The 26,965-nt window shown below is 45.6% G+C and carries 26 protein-coding genes and 3 pseudogenes; 25 read left to right on the top strand and 4 right to left on the bottom strand.

What is annotated here, in order from left to right:
• Positions 1-38: 38 nt before the first annotated feature.
• Both nfsA and AAGG74_RS13125 read left to right on the top strand, forming a co-directional pair.
• Positions 39-788: an oxygen-insensitive NADPH nitroreductase gene (gene nfsA / locus AAGG74_RS13130; RefSeq protein ID WP_429675760.1), complete on the top strand. Its 750-nt coding sequence runs from the start codon at positions 39-41 to the stop codon at positions 786-788.
• Between the two features lie 176 nt (positions 789-964).
• Positions 965-1,966 carry an LLM class flavin-dependent oxidoreductase gene (locus tag AAGG74_RS13125; protein ID WP_162103768.1) on the top strand — a complete coding sequence of 334 codons (1,002 nt, stop codon included), beginning with the start codon at positions 965-967 and terminating at the stop codon, positions 1,964-1,966.
• A gap of 34 nt (positions 1,967-2,000) precedes the next feature.
• Here AAGG74_RS13125 and AAGG74_RS13120 read toward each other — a convergent pair whose 3' ends face one another.
• Entirely contained in the window at positions 2,001-4,421 is a 2,421-nt protein-coding gene (locus AAGG74_RS13120; RefSeq protein ID WP_429675759.1) for a S8 family serine peptidase, read from the bottom strand.
• Positions 4,422-4,947: 526 nt separating this feature from the next.
• Here AAGG74_RS13120 and AAGG74_RS13115 point away from each other — a divergent pair.
• From AAGG74_RS13115 to AAGG74_RS13105, 3 genes and pseudogenes are all read left to right on the top strand, one after another.
• Positions 4,948-5,232, top strand: a pseudogene (locus AAGG74_RS13115) (hypothetical protein); the annotation flags it as partial.
• A gap of 56 nt (positions 5,233-5,288) precedes the next feature.
• Positions 5,289-5,894, top strand: a pseudogene (locus AAGG74_RS13110) (PRD domain-containing protein); the annotation flags it as partial.
• Positions 5,895-6,651: 757 nt separating this feature from the next.
• Positions 6,652-6,900 carry a hypothetical protein gene (locus tag AAGG74_RS13105; RefSeq protein WP_429675758.1) on the top strand — a complete coding sequence of 83 codons (249 nt, stop codon included), beginning with the start codon at positions 6,652-6,654 and terminating at the stop codon, positions 6,898-6,900.
• 87 nt (positions 6,901-6,987) lie between these two features.
• Here the strand turns inward: AAGG74_RS13105 and AAGG74_RS13100 are convergent, their stop codons facing one another.
• Complete coding sequence (locus tag AAGG74_RS13100; protein WP_162103771.1) at positions 6,988-7,797, bottom strand: bifunctional hydroxymethylpyrimidine kinase/phosphomethylpyrimidine kinase; 810 nt, start codon at positions 7,795-7,797, stop codon at positions 6,988-6,990.
• 142 nt (positions 7,798-7,939) lie between these two features.
• On the opposite strand from AAGG74_RS13100, the gene AAGG74_RS13095 reads away from it, so the two are divergent.
• The 5 genes from AAGG74_RS13095 (at position 7,940) to AAGG74_RS13075 (ending at position 11,076) form a co-directional block, all read left to right on the top strand.
• Entirely contained in the window at positions 7,940-8,278 is a 339-nt protein-coding gene (locus tag AAGG74_RS13095) for a PadR family transcriptional regulator (RefSeq protein WP_162103772.1), read from the top strand.
• Positions 8,271-8,897, top strand: coding sequence for a permease prefix domain 1-containing protein (locus AAGG74_RS13090; protein ID WP_429675757.1), 627 nt, complete (start codon positions 8,271-8,273; stop codon positions 8,895-8,897). Before AAGG74_RS13095 ends, AAGG74_RS13090 begins: the two co-directional genes overlap by 8 nt.
• A 56-nt stretch (positions 8,898-8,953) precedes the next feature.
• Positions 8,954-9,487: a hypothetical protein gene (locus AAGG74_RS13085; protein ID WP_429675756.1), complete on the top strand. Its 534-nt coding sequence runs from the start codon at positions 8,954-8,956 to the stop codon at positions 9,485-9,487.
• 89 nt (positions 9,488-9,576) lie between these two features.
• Positions 9,577-10,383: a glycosyltransferase family 2 protein gene (locus AAGG74_RS13080; RefSeq protein ID WP_162103775.1), complete on the top strand. Its 807-nt coding sequence runs from the start codon at positions 9,577-9,579 to the stop codon at positions 10,381-10,383.
• 15 nt (positions 10,384-10,398) lie between these two features.
• Positions 10,399-11,076 (top strand): uracil-DNA glycosylase, encoded by a 678-nt coding sequence (locus AAGG74_RS13075; protein ID WP_429675755.1) that lies wholly within the window; start codon positions 10,399-10,401, stop codon positions 11,074-11,076.
• A 24-nt stretch (positions 11,077-11,100) separates the two neighbouring features.
• On the opposite strand, the gene AAGG74_RS13070 is transcribed toward AAGG74_RS13075, so the two are convergent.
• Positions 11,101-12,471 (bottom strand): aldehyde dehydrogenase, encoded by a 1,371-nt coding sequence (locus AAGG74_RS13070; RefSeq protein ID WP_162103777.1) that lies wholly within the window; start codon positions 12,469-12,471, stop codon positions 11,101-11,103.
• 169 nt (positions 12,472-12,640) lie between these two features.
• Between AAGG74_RS13070 and AAGG74_RS13065 the strand changes: the two genes are divergently transcribed.
• The 3 genes from AAGG74_RS13065 (at position 12,641) to AAGG74_RS13055 (ending at position 14,739) form a co-directional block, all read left to right on the top strand.
• Positions 12,641-12,964: a YwdI family protein gene (locus tag AAGG74_RS13065; protein WP_429675754.1), complete on the top strand. Its 324-nt coding sequence runs from the start codon at positions 12,641-12,643 to the stop codon at positions 12,962-12,964.
• A gap of 19 nt (positions 12,965-12,983) precedes the next feature.
• The gene (locus tag AAGG74_RS13060; protein WP_429675753.1) at positions 12,984-14,306 is read left to right on the top strand and encodes a purine/pyrimidine permease; all 1,323 of its coding nucleotides are present in this window, start codon (positions 12,984-12,986) and stop codon (positions 14,304-14,306) included.
• 61 nt (positions 14,307-14,367) lie between these two features.
• On the top strand, positions 14,368-14,739 hold the full coding sequence (locus AAGG74_RS13055; protein WP_162103780.1) for a DUF423 domain-containing protein: 372 nt from the start codon (positions 14,368-14,370) through the stop codon (positions 14,737-14,739).
• Between the two features lie 43 nt (positions 14,740-14,782).
• Here AAGG74_RS13055 and gerQ read toward each other — a convergent pair whose 3' ends face one another.
• Positions 14,783-15,319, bottom strand: a complete 537-nt coding sequence (gene gerQ / locus AAGG74_RS13050) for a spore coat protein GerQ (protein ID WP_162103781.1) — start codon at positions 15,317-15,319, stop codon at positions 14,783-14,785.
• A 318-nt stretch (positions 15,320-15,637) separates the two neighbouring features.
• Here gerQ and AAGG74_RS13045 point away from each other — a divergent pair, with 318 nt between their 5' ends.
• From AAGG74_RS13045 to AAGG74_RS12990, 12 genes and pseudogenes are all read left to right on the top strand, one after another.
• A complete protein-coding gene (locus tag AAGG74_RS13045) occupies positions 15,638-16,408 on the top strand; it encodes a glycosyltransferase family 2 protein (protein WP_429675752.1) in 771 nt (256 codons plus the stop codon).
• A gap of 6 nt (positions 16,409-16,414) precedes the next feature.
• Positions 16,415-17,839, top strand: coding sequence for a CDP-glycerol glycerophosphotransferase family protein (locus tag AAGG74_RS13040; protein ID WP_429675751.1), 1,425 nt, complete (start codon positions 16,415-16,417; stop codon positions 17,837-17,839).
• Positions 17,840-17,860: 21 nt separating this feature from the next.
• Positions 17,861-19,030, top strand: a complete 1,170-nt coding sequence (locus AAGG74_RS13035) for a DegT/DnrJ/EryC1/StrS family aminotransferase (RefSeq protein ID WP_429675750.1) — start codon at positions 17,861-17,863, stop codon at positions 19,028-19,030.
• A complete protein-coding gene (locus tag AAGG74_RS13030) occupies positions 19,031-19,897 on the top strand; it encodes a GNAT family N-acetyltransferase (protein WP_429675749.1) in 867 nt (288 codons plus the stop codon).
• On the top strand, positions 19,897-21,018 hold the full coding sequence (locus tag AAGG74_RS13025; RefSeq protein ID WP_429675748.1) for an N-acetylneuraminate synthase family protein: 1,122 nt from the start codon (positions 19,897-19,899) through the stop codon (positions 21,016-21,018). Before AAGG74_RS13030 ends, AAGG74_RS13025 begins: the two co-directional genes overlap by 1 nt.
• A gap of 28 nt (positions 21,019-21,046) precedes the next feature.
• Positions 21,047-21,229: pseudogene (locus tag AAGG74_RS13020) on the top strand (spore coat protein); the annotation flags it as partial.
• Positions 21,230-21,231: 2 nt separating this feature from the next.
• A complete protein-coding gene (locus tag AAGG74_RS13015) occupies positions 21,232-22,251 on the top strand; it encodes a PseG/SpsG family protein (RefSeq protein ID WP_225493199.1) in 1,020 nt (339 codons plus the stop codon).
• Positions 22,252-22,268: 17 nt separating this feature from the next.
• A complete protein-coding gene (locus tag AAGG74_RS13010) occupies positions 22,269-22,997 on the top strand; it encodes a sugar phosphate nucleotidyltransferase (RefSeq protein WP_162103788.1) in 729 nt (242 codons plus the stop codon).
• A gap of 11 nt (positions 22,998-23,008) precedes the next feature.
• Positions 23,009-23,956, top strand: coding sequence for a dTDP-glucose 4,6-dehydratase (rfbB, locus tag AAGG74_RS13005; RefSeq protein ID WP_225493200.1), 948 nt, complete (start codon positions 23,009-23,011; stop codon positions 23,954-23,956).
• A gap of 13 nt (positions 23,957-23,969) precedes the next feature.
• The gene (gene rfbD / locus AAGG74_RS13000) at positions 23,970-24,821 is read left to right on the top strand and encodes a dTDP-4-dehydrorhamnose reductase (RefSeq protein ID WP_429675910.1); all 852 of its coding nucleotides are present in this window, start codon (positions 23,970-23,972) and stop codon (positions 24,819-24,821) included.
• Positions 24,814-25,269 (top strand): dTDP-4-dehydrorhamnose 3,5-epimerase family protein, encoded by a 456-nt coding sequence (locus tag AAGG74_RS12995; protein ID WP_225493201.1) that lies wholly within the window; start codon positions 24,814-24,816, stop codon positions 25,267-25,269. Before rfbD ends, AAGG74_RS12995 begins: the two co-directional genes overlap by 8 nt.
• A gap of 367 nt (positions 25,270-25,636) precedes the next feature.
• The gene (locus AAGG74_RS12990; protein WP_429675747.1) at positions 25,637-26,887 is read left to right on the top strand and encodes an MFS transporter; all 1,251 of its coding nucleotides are present in this window, start codon (positions 25,637-25,639) and stop codon (positions 26,885-26,887) included.
• Positions 26,888-26,965 lie beyond the last annotated feature (78 nt).

The raw sequence follows: 26,965 nt of genomic DNA, 5'->3' as shown, positions 1-26,965 counted from the left end.
TTTCGGATATGATAAAAAGAGATAAGGAGGTTCTTGTGATGAATAACACAATTGAAACCATTTTGAACCACCGGTCAATTCGGTCATTTACTGATCAGCTTTTGACAGGTGAAGAAATTGATACATTAGTAAAAAGTGCGCAGGCTGCGTCTACGTCCAGCTATGTGCAGGCGTATTCCATTATCGGTGTTTCCGATCCTGAGAAGAAACGTGAGCTGTCTGTGCTTGCAGGACCGCAGCCTTACGTTGAGAACAACGGACACTTTTTCGTATTTTGTGCGGACTTGTACCGTCATCAACAACTGGCTGCAGAAAAAGGCGAAGATATTTCTGAACTGCTTGAGAATACGGAAATGTTTATGGTCAGCTCGATTGACGCGGCGCTGGCAGCGCAAAATATGAGCATTGCCGCTGAATCGATGGGACTCGGTATTTGCTATATCGGTGGTATTCGGAATGACCTGGACAAGGTGGCAGAGGTGCTGCAAACACCTGACCATGTGCTCCCGCTTTTCGGACTGGCAGTAGGCCACCCTGCGAACGTATCCGGCAAAAAGCCGAGATTGCCAAAGCAGGCTGTCTATCATGAGAATACGTATAATAAGAACATAGACGATTTCCGTGAAACCATGAATGCGTATGATCAAACAATCTCTGATTATTACAGAGAAAGAACAAACGGAAAACGAGAAGAAACATGGTCTGATCAAATTCTGAACTTTATGAAGCAGAAGCCGCGTACGTATTTAAATGATTATGTGAAAGAAAAAGGCTTTAATAAAAACTAAAATAAACCTCTCCGCTTTGGAGAGGTTTTTTATGTTTCACGTGTAACATATTCCGACAAATAGAGACATGCTGTCACAAATAAATGACAAATAATCGGGAGACACTGATAAGCAGAGTGAGCGGTTTTGGAGAAAAAATAAGGAATCAGTGATACGATGGTGAGGAGGTGGTAGCGATGATTTCATTAAGTATATTAGATCAGTCCCCAGTGACAGAGGGCAGCAGTGCAGAAACCGCTTTACAGCAAACTGTTGCGCTGGCGCAAGCTGCTGAGGACTTTGGATATAAGAGATTTTGGGTGTCTGAACATCACTTTTCAAAGCGGTTGGCAGGGTCAAGCCCCGAGGTACTGATTAGTCATATCGCGGCGAAAACAAAGCGAATTCGCGTTGGATCAGGCGGGGTCATGCTGCCGCATTACAGCGCTTATAAAGTCGCTGAGAATTTCCGGGTGCTGGAAGGGTTGACTCCGGGAAGAATAGATCTTGGACTTGGCAGGGCACCGGGCGGAATGCCGATCGCATCATGGGCGCTGAATGACGGCGGAAAGCGGAATGCCGATCAGTATCCGCAGCAAATCAAGGAGCTGACCATGTATTTGCATGATTTGGCGGATGATAAACACCGTTTTCCGAATCTCACGGCTGCACCGCATATTTCAACCGCACCGGATGTGTGGCTGCTCGGCTCATCGGGAGAAAGCGCGTTGCTTGCCGCTGATTCAGGCGCTGGCTATATGTTTGCCCACTTTATCAATGGAGAGGGCGGCGAGGATACAGTCAGACAGTATCATAGACGATTTAAACCGTCTGTATTGGGGGATGCGCCCCGAGCGGCAGTCGCTGTTTTTGTTCTTTGTGCTGACACGGAGAAGAAGGCAGAAGAGCTTGCGGCTGTGCTTGATTTTACACTTCTGGCTGGAGAGCAGGGCATTCCTTTAGAAGGAGTTCCTTCATTCGAAGCTGTTCGGGGAAATACATATTCCTCGTATGAACAGAGACGAATTGCAGATAATCGAAATCGCATGATTGTCGGCACGAAAGAACAGGTGAAGGAGCAGCTGTTAGCTTTGAGTCATGCGTATGGAACAGAGGAAATAATGGCGGTGACCATTACGCATCATTTTGAAGATAAGCTTCATTCTTACCGCTTGCTGCAGGAGGCATTTGCGAAATAACCTGAAAAGCCCTGCCGGTCGGCAGGGCTTCTTCTTATTCAACAGTAAACGGCTCTTCAGTCAGAATCTGGCTTGATTTGCCTTTGTTCGCGGCATAGGCGAGCAAGTAGTATTCTCCGGCAGAAAGCTTAGTTCCGCCATTGATTGTGCCGTCCCAGTCAGCGTACTGATAGCCTTTATCTTGGTTTTTGTAGATGCCGGCTTGGCCTGCAAAGTCAAGGTTGCTGTCATAGACGAGGAAGGCCAGCTCGTCTGCTCCCGCAGGAAGGTAGGTTTCAATTTGATAGGTGCCTTGTACAGACCCTTCGGTGACGGAGACAGATGTGACTCTCGGGTAATCCGGCTCTTTGACAATAAGCAATGTAGGCACCTTGGCGACTGTTTTTCCGCCTTCTCTGACGATAATCGTTCCTTCATAGGTGCCGGCTTTTGTTTTCTTCGTATTAACCTTTACTTTTGCAGTGGCTTTTCCGGTTTTATGCGCGGGTATCACAACACGGCTTGTGCCGGATGCGGTGATTCCGCTATCGGTAAATGAGTATTCAAGTGTGTATGATTTTCTAATAGAAGATTGGTTCTCAATCGTAAATGTTTCTTTTTTCGTTTCGCTTCCACTTTCCTTCAAGAATGTGCCGTATGAATAGCTTCCAGGCGAGACGAGCGAGTCAGCCTTGATCGCATTCATAATTCTTGCACTGCCTGCGCCTTGGGCGTTATGCGGATACAATTCTCCGTCGCCATCCTTTAAGGTGACAGCGGTATTCATGATGGCGGCTTTGATCTGTTCAACGCTCCACTTCGGTTTGGCTTGTTTGATCACGGCAACCGCTCCGGCGATATGAGGCGATGCCATACTTGTTCCTTGTTTTGATCCGTAGCCATATGGGTTTTGAGGATCGTGTGTCGGAATCGTGCTGACGATATTGACGCCTGGCGCAGAAATATCAGGCTTAATCATCCACGTATCCATCACAGGGCCGCGGGATGAGAAATCAGCCACTTGTTCACCGAGAGATTTTGAGATGCTTAGCCCGAATGTTGCTTTCGTCTCGCCGGCTTTCATGGCGCTGACGAGTTTCTCACCGTCCTCTAATGAAAGCTTAATGGTTGGCACAGACATGCCAGGCACATTGGATTCAATTTCTCCAGTGAGATTGTTATACACAACCATGCCGATGGCGCCTGCTTTTTTCGCATAATCGGCTTTATCCACAAAGGCAATGCTGCCTCGTTTGACAACAGCAACTTTGCCTGTCAGATCTTTTCCTTCAAAATCCTTTGCTTCACCGATTCCTGCTTCAACAAGCTCAACTTCTTTGTTATTCAGCGCTTTGACATCGTCCTCTTTGTTATAGCCCATCATTTTTGCTGAAGAGTAGGATCCGAAATTGACGGAGTATTCGTTGAGCGGCAGCTGAGTCGCACCGACAGAAATTGCTTCTCGTGATGTGCCAGGTGATCCGACTGTCCAGTTGTTCGGACCGCTGTTGCCATTTGACGTAACGGCGACAACGCCTTCTGACATGGCCCAATCAAGCGCTGTACTCGTCGCCCAGTCCGGGTTGTTTAAAGAGTTTCCGAGAGACAGGTTCATCACATCTGCTCCATCCTGCACAGCGCGTTCCACGCCGGCAATGACGTTTTCCGTTGTACCGCTTCCGCCAGGGCCCAGCACGCGGTAAGCAAGAAGTGTGGCATCAGGCGCAACGCCTTTAATCGTTCCGTTTGCGGCCACAGTACCGGCTACGTGTGTGCCATGGTCAGTTGCTCCGCCTCTAGAATCGCCGGTTGGAGTTTCTCTAGGATCGTAATCATTGTCTACAAAATCGTATCCTTTATATTGTCCGAAGTTTTTCTTTAAGTCTGGATGATGATATTCCACACCAGTATCGATAATTGCCACCTTGACGCCTTTTCCTGTGTAGCCTAAATTCCATGCGTCGTTTGCTCCGATATAAGGTGCGCTGTCATCCATTTGTGGGGATACGGCATCTTTGGCAATCGTCACATCCTTACCCTTTAGGTTGTCTGTATGATACGTGACATTCGGATATACTGCTTTTACGTTTTTTACCGCGAGAAGTTTTGGAATTTCATTCGCTGGGAGCTTTATAGAAAAACCTGAGAATACCTGCTCATATTCCCGATTTACTTTCCCATTTTTCACCGCTTTGAGAGCTTTGTTTTTTGCTGTGGTGCGAGCAGTTTGCAGCTTTCGTTTCGTTTGGCTTTCTCCAGCTTCTTTCGCCTCTGCCAAGGATTTTTCTTTTAATTCCACGATAACGGTTGTTTTTTTGCTTGTCGTCATGTCAATATCACCGAATATCTCGGCTTTTTCTAGGTCAGCTGATGTTTTTGAAGAATACGGAGCTGCCTGCACGCCTGTCATACCTGTGGATAAGGCAAAAAATAAAACAAAACTTAGAAGCAGAAAGCGAATGATCTCCTTTTTCAATGTGTTTCCCCCTTTGTGGATAGAAAAAATATGAATGATCCAGTATATATTTCTTGAAAATTCAATAAATTCCTTGTGTCATTTGAACCATTTAATGGATTTTAATTGTGTATAAAGAAGGAGTTATGCACAGAACCCTGTGTATAAGTGAATAAATCTGTGTATATATATAGTTAGGAATATATGTTCGTATACAAAATATAGATAGAGTTTGTGGACATGTGGATATCTCTTGTGATTAAGCTGTTCTTAACTTTGGGATAACTTGTGTATAACATTTTAAAATGATTCTCCAATTTTCACTTCATTTTTTTCAGCTTTCAACAAAACTTCTGAAAACTAGTTGGTTTTTTCACTCATATTGTGACAAAGAATTTCCTTTCCAAGGTCTATCATAGAGTCATGAGTTTGCTAGAGCCGCTAGTTTGCGAGAAAAGAAATCGGCCGTCTTTTCCCGCAGGCTGCTGCTGAGAAAATGGGCTGCTAAAAGGCTGCCTGCCAAAAAGAAGCGGAGGGATGTTTTTATATGAAACGTTTGCTTGTATCGTTACGGGTGTGGATGGTCTTTTTGATGAACTGGGTGACGCCGGACAGAACAACTTCGGCTGCTGCGGTCTATTCGGCTCAGCGTACATACCAAAGAAAAGCGGCTATGCAGGCCGCGGGACTTGTTTCGTTTTATGAATGGCGGATGGCGGTGAATGACGAAGAAAAGCAGAAAGCAAAAGCCGCCGCGCTTTATAAAAGAAGATGTTTGCAAGCTTTCAAGGAATCACCAAAACAGGAGAGAGCTGGCCCGCACCTTTACATGGAAGCAAACCTCAGTCAAAAGCAAATTGGCGAAAGGGATCGCCTCTTGAAGAAGGCGCCCTTAAGAAAAGAAGTGGTCAGGAAAAAATCATAATGGGGCCGGGAATTGCTTTTCAAAAAAAGAAAAATGATCTCATCCCTATAAATAAAATGGAAAATGAAAAGTTCAAATAGATCCGACGCAGCTGGAGAGCATAAGAAATAGCTGAGAATATCATCAGCGATGCAGAAGGAGAGCTCGCGGCGCCGCCGAGCGATCACATTTATAGTCGATCGAAAGAGTTGGCAGAATAAATTGTAAAGCGCTTTTTAAAAAGGGGCCTATAGGTGATCGGTCACGTAAAACAAACATGGGGACGTGTCCCTGACTGAAGATTGATGGATTCAGCGGAAGCATACGACTAATAAAATGATAGAGAAAATAAATACATACTTTAATCGAAAGGAGGATGAAAATAGCCCTTCCTATCAATGCCTTGTCACGCATTTGCGATACGCGGTCAGTCGGTTGGAATCAAATGAAGCGCTCCATCATATGGTCGATGAGGAGATGCTTTATTTCATCCAAAATAAGTATTCATTTGCCTATCAATGTGTGCTGAAGCTGGCGGAGTTTTGAAAAATGAATATCAATTATGTTTGCTGGTACCCGAGGCCGGTTAAATCACGCTGCGTGCCCAGCGTCTTCAAGATCTCTCGGAATAACCGTTTATACTTGCAGGGAGTGATCTCTGGAAGTTTCTTTATTGATCGGGATTCAGCGTGTAGCCATCATTACGATATATTTTGTTTTTTCAAAGCGTACTGTTCGACCTTTTGCAATGCTTGTTTTTCCCGCTTTCTAAGATGATTAAGCATATTATAGCGATGGTATTGTGAAGTGTTTCGCAATACCATGTTGCGAATTTTTGTCTATATGTTTTATCAAACAGCATAATTGAAAAATGGTTGACGAAAGCGATATCATAATTTATGATAAGAGCGTATTCAATCTGAATAAGCGGGATTGTAACTGGTAAAGCAGGCAAGACCTAAAATTCGCGTACATGAAAAAGGATCGCTGTACCCTTTATTCATTGGCGAATTTTAGGTCTTTTTTGTTTGCATAAAAGATAAAATGCCTTATTGAGCTTCTGAGGGGATTAGCGCGGATACGGCTATGTTTTTGCTTTTTCACTGGAGTGAACGAGCTTCAACGCATTTGTGGAAATCTTTATCGATAAACGGGAAGAGGTCTTCGGTGTGAGATACTTTTCTTTCCCGGGAAATGACGGCGAGTTCGACAGAAAAATCTGAATTTATCGTCGTGATTTGGACGTTTATGCAGAAAATACTCCTATTTTCTTATGTGAAATCCGTGTCATATGTGCTATTCTTCAACGATAACCTACTATTTTTTACTGTAAAAGGAGTTGTTTTCTTGAATATACATGAGCAGAAGATAACACCAGAATGTTTGGAAAAGGCAGCGGACCAAGTTGAAGATAAGCGTGAAGAGTATAAGGATGTGCTGCTGCGGATGAAAAAAATGCTGGACGAGGCAACGCCGTACAGTGAAACGGCAGAAGTTCTTACGCGAGCATATGAACAAATGAAAGAATATTCACTTTTTGTTCAGTCGATTGAAGCATTTTTGAGGAAATCTGCGAATAACATGAAAATCAAATAAACAGGCTGTCGATGGGATTTGGCAGTGAAAAGTCTTCGGTCATAAAAAATGCTGCCTCTCTATAAGGCAGCATTTTTTTGTTTATGATTATTTATTCAGACGCAGCGCGGAATGCTTCGTTGGTCCTACATACTGGTTGAGCGGGAATGATTCTTTAATGGCAGCGGTAATAAATTCTTTCGCTGCATAAATGGCTTCTTTGACTTCCGCACCTTTGGCGAGCTCCGCTGTCACGGCAGCCGAGAAGGTACAGCCTGCGCCATGGGTATATGGTGTATCGATCATTTCACTTTCTAGAACTTCCGCGGTTTCTCCGTCATAGAGAACATCAACGGCTTTTTCGTGTTTGAGTTTGCCTCCGCCTGTAATGACAACATATTGAGCGCCGAGTGCATGAATTTTTTTCGCGGCTTCGATCATATCGTCAACTGTTTTTAATTCATCCATTCCGCTGAGCTGGCTGGCCTCAAATAGATTCGGCGTAATGACAGTGGCGAGCGGCGCTAATTGTTCACGCAGGGCTTTGGCATGCTCCGGATAAAGGACTTCATTTGCTCCTTTGCAAACCATGACTGGGTCAATCACCACATTTTTTAATTGTTTTTCTTTGATCGTTTTTGCCGCAAGCTCAATAATGTCAACGGTTGGCAGCATTCCTGTTTTCAAGGCGTCCACACCAATGCCGTCCGTAATCGTCGCAAGCTGGGCGCGGATTGTATCAGTATCGATCGGGAACACCTGATGGTCCCAGCTGTTGTTCGGGTCCATCGCAACGATCACCGTTAAAGCGGTCATCCCGTATACGTTTTTTTCTTGAAATGTTTTTAAATCAGCTTGAATTCCAGCACCGCCGCTGGAATCTGAGCCGGCAATGGTGAGTGCTTTATGCATAGACATGTCTTGAACCTCCATTATGTTTTATCTTTCATTATAGTTAGATTTTCTCTGTATCACAATATAAAAGAGCGTAGGAATCATTTGACAATCCCGAGGGGCTTTCGTAAAATGCTACATAAGAAAACTAGGTAGGGGTTTTATGATGTTAAATCGTGAGCTGGTTAAAGGCAGCACTGTGATATTGGTTTTGACGCTTCTTGACGAGCGGCCGATGTACGGCTATGAGCTTGTCAAAGAAATGGGGAACCGCAGCGAAAATGAACTCCAGATGAAGGAAGGGACCTTGTATCCGTCTCTTCATAAGCTTGAACGCCAAGGGCTTATTTCATCCTATTGGGAGAAGCAGGAGAAAGGGCCGGACCGCAAATACTACCGGATTACAGATGAAGGAAAAGAGGTGCTGGCGGAACGCACGAAGGAGTGGAACGTTTTTTCGGCTATGATGGACCGAATGCTGAAACGGGGCGGGCAGAATGGATAAAGAAACATATGTGTCAAAAATAAAAAATGGGCTTAAATCGCTTCCAGAGGGAGAAATGATGATAGAAGAGATTGAAAACCATATTGAACATCATTTGTTCCACTCTTTTCAGGAAGGGAAGAGTGAGGAGGAAGCTATGCGGACTTTCATGCAGGAGTTCGGAACACCAGCTGACATTGTTTCTTTTTTTAAGAAAGAGCAGCCTGTCACGTTTCGTGCGTTTTTGATATTTCATCTTTTCTTTAACAGTGCACTCTTCGCTGCCGGTATCGCCATTACGATGATGTATGTCTGGTTTGAATCACCTATTATTCATGCAGTATGGAGAGGCATTTCTGTTTCTGTGTGGCTAATCTTAGCTGTATATATCATCTACTGGATGCTGATTGGTTATCAAGGGGTGAGGGAGTTTGGAAAACGCGGAGAGCAGCTTGTGTACCATACGATTCTGATCTGCATGGTGCCAAACGTCATTTTTATGTTTGTATTTCTCTTTCAAGTGATTCCTGCGGCACTGTTTCAATCCTTGCTGACACCTTGGTTTGTGGGGGCTTGTGCGTGTGTTACACTGTTATTTCCGTTATTTGGCCGGTTGGGCTGTTATATTGGCAGGCGGTAGCTTGCCTGAATTTTTAGGTATATACATAGAGATTCTATGTAATGGAGGTGTTTGTCGTGAAGAGTAGCTCATGTTTATACGGTGTGGTCGTTCATGGCGCAGTATTTTTGTTTACTGGTGCCTGTCTGATTGCGGCTATGGCGGCCAGCTTGCCTTTTGTTTTTCTGCTAGATCGATTGCCTGATGTTGTTTTTACAGCTGGTGCCATTCTTATGCTGTTATGTTCATATGCTTATGCTTGGTTTTTGGCGGTTCGGTTTGCATATAACCGGAACATGCGTCTGTTCGAGCTTCAATTGGGGTCCTTTGTGTTGCTGGCCATCATGATATCTATGTTTTTAATAGATGGATCAAGCGTGACAGATATAGTCAGGAATTGGGATGATGAAAGCTGTGCTTTTGTTCCGCCGGCTTTTATGTTTTTGTGTTTTTCTTATGCGCTGGTGCTGCTGCCGGTCTATCAATCTAAGTTGTGGCATGTTATCCTTCCGAGCGGTGTCCGCCTGAAAGGTCTCTTTCTTGTATTTGGCGATCTCGCACTGCTCATGCTGGTTTTGATTGGTGTCACATTACTGTTTCTGTCATTCTAGTTTACTGTTTCGGTAGGATATTCCCACTGATATCATGTCCAATATATGTTTTAATAGTACGTGACTATGAAAAGGAAAAGGAGAGCATCATGAAGATTTCTATCGTAATTGTGACCTATAACCGGATTCCGGCTTTATGTGAACTTCTGGAGTCGATTGCACAGCAAACCTTGAAGCCATATGAAATCATTATTGTGAATGATGCCGGGGAATCAGTCGTACCGGTCAAAGCACTGTATTCGGAGCTGCCAATTGCCGTTATCAATTTAGAAAAAAATGCGGGGCATGTGGCTGCGAGAAATGCCGGAGTAAAAGAGGCGTCTGGTGATTGCATTATGCTTTGTGATGACGACGATTTCTTTACACCGGGGCATGTGGAGAGAATGGTGAAAGAAATCGAAACAGCAGATTTCGTTCATTCTGATGCTGAAATTGTTTCTTTTGAAGAAAAAAATGGAACGCGATATCCAGTTTCGCGGAAGCTGTTTGCTTATACCGCTGACTATGAGGATATGAGAGTGTTCTCTACATACGTGCCGTCGGGCAGCATGTACAGACGTTTTCTGCATGAGGAAATCGGGTATTTCGATGCTGATGTTCATAATTATTGGGATTGGGACTTTTATTTACGCGCGGCGAAGGAGTACCGGGTAAAGCGTGTCCCTTGCGCGAGTGTGATTTATGCCTTCAGTGACGCGGGGGACAATCAATCTGCGGATCTTGGCGCCAAGCGGAAACAATATTTGGATCGTTTAAGTGAAAAGCACGGACTCGGGGAACTGCCGACGAAAAATTTTGCCGTCCTGCTTGAAGAGCCTGAGATGAAAAGACGGGAAGCAAAAAGCGAGATTGTTTGGGATGGCAAACCTGTCTATTCCAGACTTCATCGTTCGTAAAGGGAGGCCTGAATCTTGAAACAGCTTTTACAGGACAGCTGGTGGAATCAGCTGAAGGAAGAGTTTGAGAAACCGTATTATCAAGAGCTGAGAGACATGCTGAAGCGGGAATACGCGGAGCAAACGGTTTATCCGGATAGCCAGGATATTTTTAATGCGCTGCATTATACCTCATATGATGATGTCAAGGTCGTCATCCTCGGCCAAGACCCGTATCACGGGCCGGGACAGGCTCAAGGCTTAAGCTTCTCCGTAAAGCCGGGTGTGAAGCAGCCTCCTTCATTAAGGAATATCTTTCTTGAGCTACAGCAGGATATCGGGTGCAGCATCCCGAATCACGGGTCGCTTGTCAGCTGGGCAAAGCAAGGGGTTCTGTTGCTGAATACTGTGCTGACCGTAAGGCGCGGACAGGCGAATTCCCACAAGGGAAAAGGCTGGGAGCGTCTGACAGACCGGGTGATTGACGTGCTGAATGAAAGAGAGCGGCCGGTTGTCTTTATTTTATGGGGCCGGCATGCCCAAATGAAAAAAGAACGGATCGACACGTCCAAGCATTTTATCATCGAATCCACACACCCAAGCCCATTCTCTGCAAGAAATGGATTTTTCGGGAGTAAACCATTTTCCCGGGCGAATGCGTGCTTGGAGAAATTGGGAGACGAACCGATTAATTGGTGTATAGAGAATTTGTAAAAAGCGCAGCTGCCCTGCGCTTTTTTATTTAAGTATTTTCCGAATCAACCGCAGCCCGTTTTCGGAGGAAGGATATCGGAAAGCGAAGTCGAAGCGGTTCGTTTGTTTGACGACGCTTTTTTTGTGCGTGAAGGTGTTAAAGCTGTCAAATCCATGATAGCTGCCAATGCCGCTTTCTCCAACGCCGCCGAATGGCAAATACGGTGTCGCGACATGCATTAATGTGTCATTGACACAGCCGCCGCCAAACGACAGATTCTCTAAAACAGTCCGCTCGATTGTTTGATTTGTGGTGAAAATATACAGGGCGAGCGGTTTTGGACGCGATTGAACTTTCTCGATGACTTCGCCGATATCAGCGTACGTAAAGAGCGGAAGAATCGGCCCAAAAATCTCTTCCTGCATTACGGGAGAGTCATCCTTTACTTGATCAAGGATGGTTGGCGCTATTTTGTGATGATCATGATCAAACTGTCCGCCTGTGAGCGGGACGCCATCATTTAGAAAGCTGAGCAGCCGCTGATAGTGGCGTTCACTGACGATTTTGCCGTACTGCGGATTTTGTTCAGGCTGAGGGCCGTGAAATTCACTGATCGCACGCTTCATTTCTTCTGTGAGCTTCGTTTTGATGTCTTCGTGGACAAATACATAATCAGGTGCGATGCAGGTTTGGCCCGCATTAGTGAATTTGCCAAAGACGATGCGTTTTGCGGCCAGCTGTATGTCAGCATCCTTGTGGACAATGCAAGGGCTTTTGCCGCCAAGCTCCAAGGTAACAGGAATTAATTGTGTTGCGGCGGCTTCCATGACGATTTTCCCGACATTAACGCTGCCGGTGAAGAAGATATAGTCAAAGGGCTGCTGTAATAACGCTGTGCTGACGTCGGGACCGCCCTCCGCCATAGCGACATAATCACACGGAAAAACGCTGCTGATGAGGTGAGAAAGAACAGCGGAAACAGCGGGCGTATATTCCGATGGCTTGAGAACGACCGTGTTCCCGGCCGCAATGGCTCCGATCAAGGGTGAAAGCGCCAGCTGCAAGGGATAGTTCCAAGGAGCAATCACTAAGACGGTTCCATACGGCTCAGGGATGATGATGCTTTTGGAGCCTAAATGAGTCAGCGGCGTTTTAACTCGTTTCGGCTTGACCCATTTTCTCAGCCGCTTCATCACAAAACTGATTTCCTTCAGTACAATGCCGATTTCTGTCGTATACGCCTCCTGTTCGGATTTATGGAGATCCTGATAGAGAGCGGCTGTTATATCGGCTTCATGTATTTTGATGGCTTGTTTCAGCTTCTGCAGCATGTCCAGTCTCGCTTCTGGCGGTCTCGTACGACCCGCTGCAAAATAGGCTTTGTGCTTGCTGACGATAGAGGAGATGCTGTTCATTCCTATCGCTCCTTTTTTGTTAGGTATGGTGATTTATTATGTGGAACATCTCGTCTGCTTGTCAAATGTGCAAAGTTTGTCGGATAAAATAACAAACTCATATCTGCGTTTGCGGCTGGAATTTGATAAAATGCAGGGAAGACGATAATTATGGCTTGGAGGATTCTTGATGAACATTCATATATCTGCTTTGATTCAAAAGATGGAAGAGGAGCTGAAAAAAGCAAAGACAGCTGAACGGGATGAGGAGCTGAAGCGTTATGTAGCGGTTGTCCGTTCTTTGTGTGACATTGTGCTGGATCATCCGGAGACTGCGAGCGCGCCCCGCATACAGCAGCAGCCGACTAGCACGCCGAGTTCTGTCGCACCGCCATCAACAGAACAGCTAATGATGAAAAAAATGATGGGAAGCGCCGGATTAAATAAATATCGAAAGCAGGAAAAAGAGAAGAAGGAAGAGGACGGAAACGGAGAATCTTTATTTGATTTTTAATGAAAGAGGTTGAGATCACGTGAGATTGGTTCTTGGCGCGCTGCAATGGACAGCGTTTATCATTGCAGCGGCAATTGTTGTTCCGGTGGCTGTTGCCCAGTCGTTTCATCTGGATCACTCTGATTCTGCGAGATTGATCCAAAGCACCTTTTTTGTACTGGGAATTGCCGCCGTCATTCAGTGTTTAAAAGGGCACAAATTGCCGATCAATGAAAGTCCTGCGGGTTTGTGGTGGGGTGTGTATACCATCTACGCCGGACTGACGGGAACTGTGTTTGCGACATACGGGGACACACTGCGAGGTTTGCAAGGAGCGCTTCTTGTAAGCGCTGTATGTTTCTTTTTGTTAAGTATTTTCAAGGTCATAGATCGGCTTGCCGCCTTGTTTACGCCGGTTGTAACGGGCGTCTATTTATTGCTGCTGGTGATGCAGCTGAGTCAGCCCATTATAAAGGGGATTCTTGGCATTGGCTATCGTAAGGACGGTGTGGATGGTCTTGTGTTTGGCTTGGCACTTATTGTGATCGCGGCTGCCTTTATGATGACAAATTCGAACATCATGTTTTTTAAGCAATATTCGATTTTGTTGGCCCTGTTCGGCGGGTGGGTGCTGTTTGCCGCTGTCGGAGCCGCAAAGCCGATGGAAATGCCGGATCGGCTGTTTCAGCTGCCATCCCTGTTTCCTTTTGGCATCCCGCTATTTAACAGCGGCTTGATCATCACCTCCATTTTTATTACCATCCTGCTGATTGTGAATATGCTGGCTAGCATGAAAGTTGTGGATATCGCTGTGAAGAAGTTCGGCAAACAGCCGGATGGTCAGCGGCGTGAGCGACACGCCGGTTTTGCCGCCTCCTTCAGCCATCTGCTGAGCGGTTTGACGGGAGGCATTGCCCCAGTTCCGATTTCGGGAGCCGCGGGTTTTATTGAGACGACTAAAATGTCTTCTAAAAAACCGTTTATGGTCGGCAGTATGCTGGTTGTCGTGATCAGCGTGATTCCGTTTTTTATGAATGCGTTTGCGAGTCTGCCGTCACCCGTTGGATTTGCGGTAAACTTTGTGGTGTTCTCCGCAATGGGCGGGCTGGCCTTTGCCGAATTTGATTCGTACGAGAAAGCAGAACGGAAAAGGGTGCGGTCTGTGATCGGCATTTCACTGCTGACAGGGGTCGGTTTCATGTTTGTTCCTGAAACGGCATTAAAGGGATTGCACCCGATATTGATTTCTCTGTTAAGCAATGGGCTCGTATTAGGGACGCTTGCTGCAATAGCGGCAGACCAGTTCCAGCTTTGGCGCGGCAGAAAATCCGACAATCTCGTGTCATCGGAGAACAAACGTTGAATTTTGGTACAGGTACGATAAGATAAATGATAGGAGTTTAACGAAAAGGCGGGAGAGATAGATGAAAGTGTTTATCATATTAGGGGCTATTAATGCCCTGCTTGCCGTGGGGCTCGGAGCATTTGGCGCTCACGGATTAGAAGGGAAAATTCCTGATAAATATCTTCAGGTTTGGCACACAGGCGTGCAGTATCATATGTATCACGCCCTTGGGCTTTTCGTTGTCGCATTTCTCGCTGATAAATTATCCGGCATCGGCAATGTGACGGCAGCCGGCTGGCTGATGTTCGCGGGAATTGTGCTGTTTTCCGGAAGCTTATATATTCTCAGCTTAACGCAAGTTTCCATTCTTGGGGCGATTACCCCGCTCGGCGGTGTGGCGTTTATTATTTCTTGGATTATGATCGTCGTCGCAGCTGTCAAATATCTATAAACAAAAAAGCCAATCCTCAACATATGAGAGATTGGCTTTTTCTTTATCTTGGCGAATAAGACGACATGGAGTATGGATACGTATATGCTATTTCTTCATCAAATGTAATGTAATCGAGGTAGATTGTCAGGAGCAGGTAGCGTGTTCCTGATTTCGGATCGCTCAGGATAATGTGATCACGTCCTGCAGCCTCGATGACGCCCCGAAAGATCTTTGAGCTCCATTCCTTGCTGTTTTCAAACGTCATATAAATGGTCGCTGTCTTCCCCCGGTTCAGCCGCAAAATATTCTCAATATATGATTCTTCAACAGGCAGCATGCCGGGAACGCTTTGGCCCGGCGCTGACGGTGTCGGACCTGATGGAATTTGAAACCCGCCGCCCTGCTGCTGGCCTGAAAATCCGAATCCCTGCTGTCCTTGCTGCCCCTGCTGCATTGGCATCATCGGCTGCATCCCCATCATCTGCATTTGTCCGCCTTGGCCTTGCTGCGGGTACGGATTGGCGCCGTACTGAGGCTGATACCCCTGCATATTATCAAATCCCTGCATTTGCTGATATTGATTTTTTTTCGGTTTCATATCGTTCCTCCTTTTTATGAAAACCATTTAAAACAGTTCGGGATGTATAGATGAACGCTCCGCGATGACTCACCTCCGATGGAAAACGATCTTAGTCGCTGGTGCGATTTTTATCTCTTTCACCTTATGAGGCAAATGCTTGGAATATGCGGAAAAAGAACAGCAGCCCGCACAGAATTCGATCCGGACAATCGCTGTTTTTCACAGACATGCACGAACTTTTCACATATTGGTTTGTATCCCTATCGCAACTTGTATATAACCAACATAAGATAACGTTAGTTTCAGATGTGAAGTTTCAAGAAGGAGGTGTAGGATTTGCCGAAAGTATCAGTCGTGATGACGAGCTATAACAAAAGCGATTATGTGGCAAAATCCATTTCCAGTATACTCTCACAAACATTTTCAGATTTTGAATTGTTTATAATGGATGACAACTCCAACGAAGAGACACTGAATGTCATCCGCCCTTTTTTGAATGATAACCGAGTTCGTTTTTATCAAAGCGATATATCAGAAGTGAAAGAAAGAACGGAAAAAACGAGGTACGCGGCGCTGATCAATCAGGCGATTGAGATGGCGGGGGGTGAATATATCACCTATGCGACGGATGACAACATTTATATGCCGGACCGGCTCCTGAAAATGGTTCGGGAGCTCGATGCTTCTCCTGAAAAAGCTGTGATTTACTCAGCCTCCAAAACCTATCATTTAAACGAAAATGGCGACATTGTAAAAGAAACTGCCAGGCCTGCCGCTCAAGTGATATGGAACGCGCCATGCGCCATCGACCATTGTTCGGTGATGCATAGATTTTCTGTGCTGGAAAAGGTAAAGGAGAAATTTGGCTCTTATTGGGATGAAAACCCGGCATTTTACCGAATCGGGGATGCCAGGTTCTTTTGGAGGGTCAATCATTTTTATCCGTTTTATCCCCTGGCTGAGGAGCTTGATTTGAATTATATCACCGACAAATCGATTCACTATCAGCTGTTTGCATCAGAAAAAAATGAATTCGTCAGAAATCTTCCTCCGCAGCGCAATTGTCAAGAGCTGCGTGAATCCTTAAAAAAGCTGAGAATGAGGTGAGAGCTCTTGTCGTTCTATTTAAGCAATTATTGGGTGCTGTACCGGAAGTATGTCGAGCTTTTTGACAGTTTTCGCTATAAGGGGATTCCGCTAGGACTTATCAGTAATTTTTATCAGTATATCAGTCCAGAGCTGAGGGAGATGATGGAAAAAGAACCAGAGATATTTGGACCGGCAGAGCAGTATATCAACGAAGAGCAGATTCAGCCGTATTTTGAAGAAAAAATACAAAAGATAGTCAAAATAAACAGTAAACCTGTTAAGGGAAAGGTCATTTTGCACTTTGATTACCTGCGTTTTTCAAATGAAAATTACTATCAATTTGCTCCTGAAAAAACAGCTATTTTGGCTAGATGGAGTTTGCCGCATCATTGTGATCTGCCTGTGATTAGCAAACGTGTGATTACGGAATCATGCCAAAAAGGCGATCCGAAGCCATATCTTGAAACAGCAGATTCAATTTTAGCTCCTTTTAATGACCACCCGGCATTCGGTGATCAGGCGTTTCGCGATCGGCTTTACAGAGATATTCCTTTATTTATGGAAGCTATTGATGCTGTTGATACGCTGTTTGAGCAGGAGAAGATTTCGGCTGTTGTCGTCGGAACGACTGAGGATATTTACAGCCGAGTGCTCGCTCTCATGTGCCGAAGGAAAGGAGTCGTCAGTATTTGCCTTCAGCATGGCGCATTGATGGGGGATGAAGCTTTTATTCCTGTTTTTACAGCCTATCAAGCTGTTTTTGGTGCGTATGAAGCGGAGTGGTTCAAACGAAAAGGCTGTAAACCTGATCAGATTCTCGTAACGGGACATCCCCGCTTCGATCAAATTTTCACCAGAGCCCCTATAGATATGTCCACATTCTATCGAAAACTTGCTTTCCATCCGACTAAAAAAATCGTGCTCATTGCGACCCAGCCATTTTCAGAAGACTTTTATTCTGACGTGCTAGAAGGACTGTCAGATCAGAAACAGCTGCAAATCATCATCAAACCCCACCCTTGGGAAATCGGGAAAAATAAGCTTGATTTGTATTACGATGCAGCAAAAAAACATAAAGCATGCAGAGTCATCAAAAAGGAGATCGATCTGTATGATATGCTGCCATATGCTGATGCGGCAGTGACGCAAGCCTCAACGGTCGGACTTGAAGCCATGCTGTTTCAAAAAACTGCGCTGATCGGGAAATCATCTGGAAGCCGCATATATCCGTATTATGAATCTCTTGGCGATTTTATGTTTGACCAGCCGGATGAACTGGCGCGCACCTTGATTGAGGTTCTTCGAAGTCCCGCTGTGCAGGAAAAAGCAGAAGAGGCGCGTCTGGCATTCACAGCAGCCAACTATCCGGTGACAGAATCAACAAACGCTTTATTTGCAGAACTGAAAGCCAAAACAGGGGTTGATTACAGGCGGGAAGATACTGAATAAAATGATAGGAGCGCAAAAGAAATGGTGCAAAAAAGAGATCATTTTCTTCCTTATTCATTGCCGTTAATCGGCAAGGAAGAAATTCAGGAGGTCACAGAAACGCTTGAATCGGGATGGCTTTCCAAAGGCCCGAAGGTTCAGCAGTTTGAAAAAGAATTTGCCGTGTTTGTCGGGGCGAAACATGCCGTAGCGCTGAATTCATGTACCGCTGCTTTATTTTTGGCTTTGAAAGCAAAAGGGATCGGGCCTGGTGATGAGGTCATTACCTCTCCGCTTACATTCAGCTCAACTGCTAATACGATTATTCATACAGGAGCGACACCTGTGTTTGCGGACATTGACGAAAACACGCTCAATATTGACCCGGAAAAGCTTGAGGCGGCCGTCACATCGCGCACGAAAGCCATTGTACCCGTTCACTTCGGCGGGCAGTCCTGCGATATGGATGCGATATTGGCAATTGCCCAAAAGCAGGGCTTATTTGTACTTGAGGATGCGGCACATGCGGTATATACGACTTATAAGCAAAGAATGATCGGTTCTATAGGAGATGCGACAGCGTTCAGCTTTTACGCTACCAAAAATTTAGCGACAGGAGAAGGCGGCATATTGACGACAGATGATGAGGAGCTTGCCGATCACATCCGGGTGCTGAGTCTTCACGGCATGAGCAAGGCCGCTTGGAACCGTTATTCTTCAAAAGGCAGCTGGTATTATGAAGTCGAATTGCCCGGCTATAAAATGAACATGTTTGATCTGCAGGCTGCTCTAGGTCTTCATCAGCTGAAACGGCTGGATGATATGCAAAAGCGAAGAGAAGAGATTGCCGGCTGCTACCAAGCCGCATTTCAGCAGATTCCGGGGCTGATCACACCGTTTGTTCATGATGACGGCAGGCACGCCTGGCATTTATATGTTCTGCAAGTTGATGAAAAACAGGCCGGTGTTACGCGCGACGAAATGATTATGGCTTTAAAGGATGAATACAATATCGGCGCAAGCGTTCATTTTATCCCGGTACACATTCATCCGTATTATCAAAAGCAATTCGGGTTTAAAGAATGGGATTTTCCGATCGCCATGAATTACTATAAACGAACCCTGTCGCTCCCGCTCTATCCATCAATGTCTGACGAAGATGTACATGATGTCATAGAAGCAGTGCGGGCTATCGTAAAAGGAGCTGATTAAGTGTATAAAATAAAAGAAGATGTCTCCAAAGAGGAGATTGAGGGTTTTCTCCAAAGCAGGCAGCTTACACTGGACGTTCCATATGAATTTTCCCTCGGTCTGTTTGAAAACGGTATGCTCCAAGGCGTTTTGCTTTATGAAAATTCTTTGTGGGAAAGCCAGATACTTCAGAAAAAAATTATGAACGTCAAGCTTCTTACGGCAAACAGATCCGGTCAGCTGAAGGAGCTGTTTCAAGCTTTTTATTCTGTACGGCAAATGGATGAAACGGATTTGGTCTTTGTTCGTGTTTCAGCTGAAGATATCGGAGCCGCACATGTAATACAGCAACAGCCATCCTCTTACTTTGTCGGCGGTTTTTTGAAGCTGGCGAATTTCCCGTCTTTTTATGACAAAACACCGTCATTTTTTGAGCTGGGACCGCCTGAGCCCGGGGACACAGAAGCGATTTGTGAGCTGTCTCGAGACGCATTTACAAAAAGCAGATATTTTCAAGATCCTCTTCTCAGCCGCGAAGCAGCAAATAAGATTTTTCGAGAGTGGACACGGAACAACCTGAATGGAAGGGCGATTAATGTTGCCGCTAAGCACAATGGCGAGGTCATCGGCTACCTTCAAGGTCTGCCAAGAGGCGATGAATTCGTTCTCGATTTGATGGCTATTAAGCCGGGATTTGAAGGAAAACGTATCGCGTTTCATTTATTGGCGAATCTCATAGAACACCCGTCGACCCAGAAGCATAAAACGGTAACAGCGGGGACGCAGCTTCACAATGTAAGGGCGATCCACCTTTATGAAAGAATGGGCTTCACCGCTGTACAATCGTATTACTATTATCATATTTGGCCGGGTAAGGGGGCGAGATAATGGCAGAATTTCAGATCGCGAATAAAAAAGTGGGCAACGGCGCTCCAGTATTTATTATTGCGGAAGCGGGAATTAATCATGATGGAAAGCTTAATCAGGCCTTTGCGCTGATTGATGCAGCGGCCGAAGCGGGAGCGGATGCCGTGAAATTTCAGTTGTTTCAGGCTGATAAGATGTATCAGAAAGACCCGGGTCTGTACAAAACAGCGGCGGGTAAGGACGTCTCTATTTTTTCTTTGGTTCAATCTATGGAAATGTCGGCTGAGTGGATTTCCCCGCTATTGGATTACTGCCGCAAAAAGCAGGTGATCTTTTTAAGCACAGTATGTGACGAAGGGTCAGCTGACCTGCTTCAGTCCACCTCGCCGAGCGCTTTTAAAATGGCATCCTATGAAATTAACCATCTCCCGCTGCTCAAATATGTCGCCCGAATGAACAGGCCGATGATATTTTCGACAGCCGGAGCGGAAATTTCTGATATTCACGAAGCTTGGAAAACCATCAAGGCAGAGGGCAATGATCAAATTGCTATTATGCATTGTGTGGCGAAATATCCTGCGCCGCTTGAGTACAGCAACCTCAGTGTTATTCCGATGCTTGCCGCCGCTTTTCCTGATGCGGTAATTGGCTTCTCCGATCATAGTGAGCATCCGACAGAAGCGCCATGTGCCGCTGTTCGGCAAGGAGCGAAACTAATAGAAAAACATTTTACGATCGATAAAAACCTGCCGGGCGCCGACCACTCGTTTGCATTGAATCCTGAGGAATTGAGAGAAATGGTTAAAGGCATCAGGATAACCGAAGCCGAGATGAAACAAGGAATCAGGCGCCCAGTCTCTGAAAAGCTCCTAGGCAGTTCATACAAAACAACGACAGCGATTGAAGGAGAAATCCGAAATTTTGCATACAGAGGGATCTTTTCAACAGCTCCGATTCAAAAAGGTGAAGCCTTTAGTGAAGACAATATCGCAGTGCTTCGCCCCGGAAAAAAGCCGCAGGGACTGCACCCAAGGTTTTTCGAGCTGCTGACCGGCGGTGTTCGGGCTGTGAGAGACATTCAGGCTGACACAGGCATTGTCTGGGATGACATTTTAATGAAGGACAGCCCGCTTCATGAATGAAATCATTCAAGCCAAAATGGGTTCAACACGCCTTCCATTTTTAGAGTCGCCGGACCGATGTCGCATCCCTCAATATCGTCTGGACATTGATACAAATGAAAACGATGGATCGATAAAGATTCTATATCAAAAAGCAGGCGAGAATCTCGATGTATCTGCCCCAAAGCTGAACCAAAACTTCGCTGCGGCGATTGAACGAGAGGCTAAATAACCATGCGAATTGGGATCTTGGCAGACGGCGGCTATGAAAAGGGCATGGGTCATGTTGTCAGGATGAAAAGACTGGCGGAAGAACTCAAACAGCGCTGCTTGATTACGTTTTATACGAACCAGGAGTCTGAATCATTTCTTCTTGAAGACCATTGGCATGTCATCATAAAGCCAAAGATGCACCAGCACGAATTTATTCTCCAGGAAATAAAAAGCAGGAAACTTGATCTGCTTTTGTTTGATATTCTCGGCGCGCCTTCCGAGCTGTTAACGAAAATAAAGGCAGAAACTGATGCGAAAATTGTACTTTTTGAAGAGAAAAACGAAAAAGCAATTCATTATAGTGATGCAGTCATCAACGGAATTTGCGGCGATATCAAGGGCAGAGTGTACGTTCAGGGAAACACACGCGTCTACGAAGGCCCGGACTATCTTATTCTTCACCCCTCCTTCCAGACCGCGAGAAATAATTATACACTGAAGAAAAAATGCCGCAATATCGTTGTCGCATTAGGAGGAAGTGATCCGAAACAGCTTGTTTTCAAAGTGCTGGCTGCAGCCGATCAAATCCCTGCCATGAAGGACAAAAACACGATGTTTGTGATGGGGAGCGCTTCACCGCATCAAGAGGCGGTCCGCAGGCAGATTCAAATGAAGCCGCAGTACACGATGATCAGGCAGACAAATGATATGGCGGGTTTGATGAAACAAGCGGATGCAGCCATCGTCGCCGGGGGCATCTCTCTTTATGAAGCCGTTTGTATCGGTGTGCCGTGCCTTGTTCTTTCCCAGGTTGAACACCAAACAGCAACAGCCAAAACATTCGCTGAGCAAGGCGCCGCTCTTGACCTTGACCTCGGAGAGCTTGTATCAGATGAAACGCTCATTTGTCAGATGTCACGACTCATCAGCAGCTATCCTCTTCGCCTTTCTTTGCACAAAAGAGGGAGACCGCTTGTGGATGGCAAAGGCATCAAGCGGGTATCAGCTATTCTCCAAGACTTGTATGATCAAAAAGCATAATGTAAGGAAGTGTTAATGTGAAAGGTGTTATTTTAGCCGGTGGAAACGGCTCACGCCTTATGCCCTTAACGAAAGCCGTCAACAAGCATTTGCTTCCTGTGGGCCCGTATCCGATGATTTACTGGTCGATTATGAAGCTTGAGGAAGCTGGAATAAAAGACATTTTACTCATCAGCCAAAAAGAACATATGCCGCAATTTTATAAGCTGCTTGGGAACGGGGAAGAGCTTGACGTCACCATCACTTATCAGGTACAGCCGGCCGCATCAGGCATTTCGGATGGACTGTCTTATGCAAAACGCTTTACGAAAAAAGACCCTTTCCTTTTATTATTAGGTGATAATATATTCGAAGATTCATTAAAGCCTTATAAGGAACGCTTTGAACAGCAGGGTAAAGGAGCAAAGGTGCTGCTCAAAGAAGTTGATGATCCGGAACGCTTCGGGATTGCTGAGATTGATGAGGAAAACAAGCGGATTCGTTCCATTATCGAAAAGCCCGCGCATCCGCCGACCAATCTTTGTGTAACCGGCATTTATATGTATGATGCGGAGGTGTTTTCATATATTGAACAAATATCACCATCAAAGCGCGGCGAGCTGGAAATCACCGATGTGAATAATCTATACATTGAAAACAGCCAGCTTACGTATGATGTGTTATCAGGCTGGTGGGTTGATGCTGGAACTCACGAATCGCTTCATCTCGCCTCTCAGCTTGTACACCGGGCTTTACAGAAAGGATAGGACGAAAAGAGATGGCAAAATCATATTTAATTACAGGCGGAGCCGGCTTCATCGGACTCACGTTTACAAAGCTGATGCTGAAGGAAACGGATGCCCGCATTACCGTTTTAGATAAACTGACGTATGCCAGCCACCCGGAGGAAATCGGCATATTAAAGAAAAACAGCCGATTTCGTTTTGTAAAAGGGGATATCAGTATTCAGGAGGATATCGACCGCGCGTTTGATCAGACCTATGACGGCGTGATTCACTTCGCTGCGGAATCGCATGTTGACAGAAGCATTTCGCAAGCGGAGCCGTTTATCACTACAAATGTCATGGGGACATACCGATTGGCGGAAGCCGTTTTGCGGGGAAAAGCTAAGAAACTGATTCATATTTCAACAGATGAGGTTTACGGGGATTTAGAACCGGATGATCCCGCGTTTACTGAAACGACGCCGCTTTCCCCTAACAACCCATACTCAGCCAGCAAAGCAAGCTCTGATTTGCTCGTGTTGTCTTATATGAAAACCCACAAGCTTCCGGCCGTTATCACACGTTGCAGCAACAATTATGGCCCCTACCAGCACAGCGAAAAAATGATCCCGACAATTATCCGCCATGCGAAGCAAGGTTTGCCGGTTCCGTTGTACGGCGATGGGCTTCAGATCCGAGACTGGCTGTTTGCGGAGGATCATTGCCGCGCCATCAAGCTGATTTTAGAAAAAGGAACAGACGGCGAGGTGTATAACATCGGCGGCGGAAATGAACGTACGAATAAAGAGCTGGCGAGCATCATCATGAGGTATATGGGCTGTGAGGAATTGTTCACCCATGTGGAAGATCGAAAAGGACATGACCGGCGTTATGCGATCAATGCATCAAAGCTGAAAAACGAACTGGGCTGGCGGCAGGAAGTATCGTTTGAAGAAGGCATTGCTCGTACAATTCACTGGTATACAGACAATGACCGATGAGAAGGTGATTCGATTGACAAAGGTATTGGTGACTGGTGCGGGAGGACAGCTTGGACTGGAACTGTGCCGCCAGCTGAAGCAAGCCGGATATGAGGTTATTGCGTTAACAAAGAAGATGATGAACATCGCTGACAAGCGTTCAGTACGGCATTCGTTCGATCATTATCAGCCGGATATCGTGGTCAATACGGCCGCATTTACGTCGGTTGATAAATGCGAGACAGAACTTGATAAAGCCTATTTGATAAACGGAATCAGCGCTTATTATACGGCGCTTGAAGCAGCCCGCATCGGCGCTCAATATGTTTATATCAGTACGGATTATGTATTTGATGGGAAAGGAACCCAGCCATACAAGGAAGACGATCCCCTCGATCCAAAAACCATCTACGGCAAAAGTAAAAAGCTCGGGGAAGAATTGATTCGATTAGCGACAAAAGACAGCACGATTATCAGAATGTCATGGATGTACGGACATGGCGGCAGCAATTTCGTTCAGACCATGCTGAAGCTTGCTGAAACGAAACATGAGCTGCAGGTTGTAAACGATCAAATTGGTTCACCGACCTATACGAAGGATGCAGCAGAAGCGGTCATTAAGCTGTTCAGCCATCCTCCGGGCATCTATCATGTCAGCAATTCAGGCATGTGCAGCTGGTATGAATTTGCGAAGGCGATTATGGAAGAAAGCGGGCTGTCTACAGTCATTTTGCCTGTCACAACAGAAGAATACGGGAACAAAACACCCCGTCCGGCTTACTCCGTGCTGAGTCATCAGGCCATTGAAGCAGCCGGTATTCGCCCCCGCCATTGGCGGGAAGCGCTACGGGAGTATGTACAGGAGAGGAGCAGCGCCCGTGATTAATGGGGTCAAGGTGAAAAAATTGACGAAGCATAATGATGACCGGGGTTTTTTTGCTGAGCTGGTTCGAGATGATGAACATCTTCTTGAGCATTTCGGGCAGGCGTCTTGGTCAAAAAGCTATCCAGGCGTAATTAAAGCATTTCATTATCATGAGAAGCAGGATGATCTCTGGTTCTTCCCAACAGGCCACGCTCAGGTTGTCCTATACGATCTGCGCGAGGGCTCAAAGACTAAAGGGGAAACAGACGTCTATTATATGGGTGAAGACAATCCGATGCTGTTATTGATCCCAAAAGGGGTTGCCCACGGATACAGAGTGCTGGGAGAGACGCCGCTGACGATTATCTACTTCACTACTATGCCGTATAACCCGGATCAGCCTGATGAAAAAAGAATTCCGTGGAATGATGAGGAGATTGGGTTTAACTGGAATACTAATTTTAGATAAAAAGAGGAATGTGTTAATCGAAGAGCGGAGGCATCTTCGTCTTTTTTTGCCCTATTTTCAAAATAAGGATAAAACAACAGGCGGGAAAATCGGAGAAAATTGCATCTTAGAATTCTTAAAGAATTTCAAGTATCGAAACCATACCTAACAATCTGTAAGCAGGGGTATTCGGATAATCTGGATAAATCATGTCGAGTAAGCTAGTGTCACCGGTTTTCTTTATCAAAAAGAAACATAAAATACATATTTACATTCAAAAGAAAATAATAAAATACATAAACATCTCGTTTGCGATTTTGATTTAAAAAAAGCAATGCTAAACTATAATTCATAATAAGAAGATTATGGAAGAGGTAGTTGATGAAGAATGAACAGTAAACGAAACGATAACATCCATACCAAACATCATTTTCCGCTATTGTTAGCACTGGCTTTAACGATGGGGGTATTTGCGGCTGGATCTGAAGAACTTGTGATTTCCCCGCTGCTGCCGAATTTAGCAACAGCCTTTAGCTCAGATGTCGGTGTTCTTGCGTTATCTATCAGTATTTACGGCGTCATGATTTTTATCGGTGCGCCGCTGCTGGTTCCTTTAGGTGATAAATACTCCAGAGAACTAAGCTTACTGGCGGGGCTTATGATCTTTATCATCGGAACTGTGATATGTGCTTTAGCTCAAAATGTCTTCTTCTTTTTTTTAGGGCGTGCGCTGTCGGGTTTGGCTGCGGGAGCGTTTGTGCCGACCGCTTACGCAATTGTGGGAGATCGTGTTCCTTATACATATCGGGGCAAGGTGATGGGGCTGATCGTTTCAAGCTGGTCACTGGCACTGATCTTCGGTGTGCCGCTCGGATCATTGATCGGAGGCGTCCTGCATTGGAGATGGACATTCTGGATTTTTGCCTTGATGGGCGTTCTGGTTGTTCTGTTGATCCTGCTTGAGATGCGCCGTCATGATGGACATAAAAACAGCGGCAAGGAAGCAAAAGAAGAGTCGGCTGGGACATTCAGGGACGCATTGAAAGTTCCCCGCGTGCCTGTTTATATCACAATAACCTTTTGTAATATGATCGGTTTTTACGGTATGTATTCATTCTTAGGCTCCTACCTTCAAGGCATTTTCACCGGAGGAAATACAGCTGCGGGCTTATTTATTATGATTTACGGCGTCGGGTTTTCCATGAGTGTCATTACAGGGAAAATTGCCGATCGTATCGGAAAAATGCGTTCCCTTTTGATTGCACTGGGAGTCATCAGTGCGCTGCTGGCATGTTTAGCGTATACACCGGCTTCGATGGTTCTGTTTATTGTCAGCCTTTTTATCTGGGGCCTAATGCAAAGCTTGACGGTGACACTGCTCAGCACCATTTTAAGTGACTGCTCAGAGCGTCATCGTGGAAAAGTCATGGTGTTTTACAGCCTCGCCTCGAATCTGGCTGTGACATTAGGATCTGCTTTGATGGGACCTGTATATGTGGGGTACGGGTATGCAGCAGTCGGGTTGATTTGCGCCGCTATCACAGTGCTCGGATTTGTGCTCAGCGTATGGGCGTATAAAAAGTACGGCAAGTATGAACAGAAAGTTGATCAGCCTGATTTCAATAAACAAAGTTTTTAACCTTCTATATAAAAGCCCTTATTGTCCAAGCTTCGCTAATGATGAAAGAAGATTGCTTTTCTGGTTTCCACCCCTTCG

It is taken from the genome of Bacillus mexicanus (genome assembly GCF_050445615.1).
GTDB classification, from domain to species: Bacteria; Bacillota; Bacilli; order Bacillales; family Bacillaceae; genus Bacillus; species Bacillus mexicanus.
The sequence above is the reverse complement of the archived record's forward strand: the minus strand, read 5'-3'. Positions and strand labels throughout refer to the sequence as shown.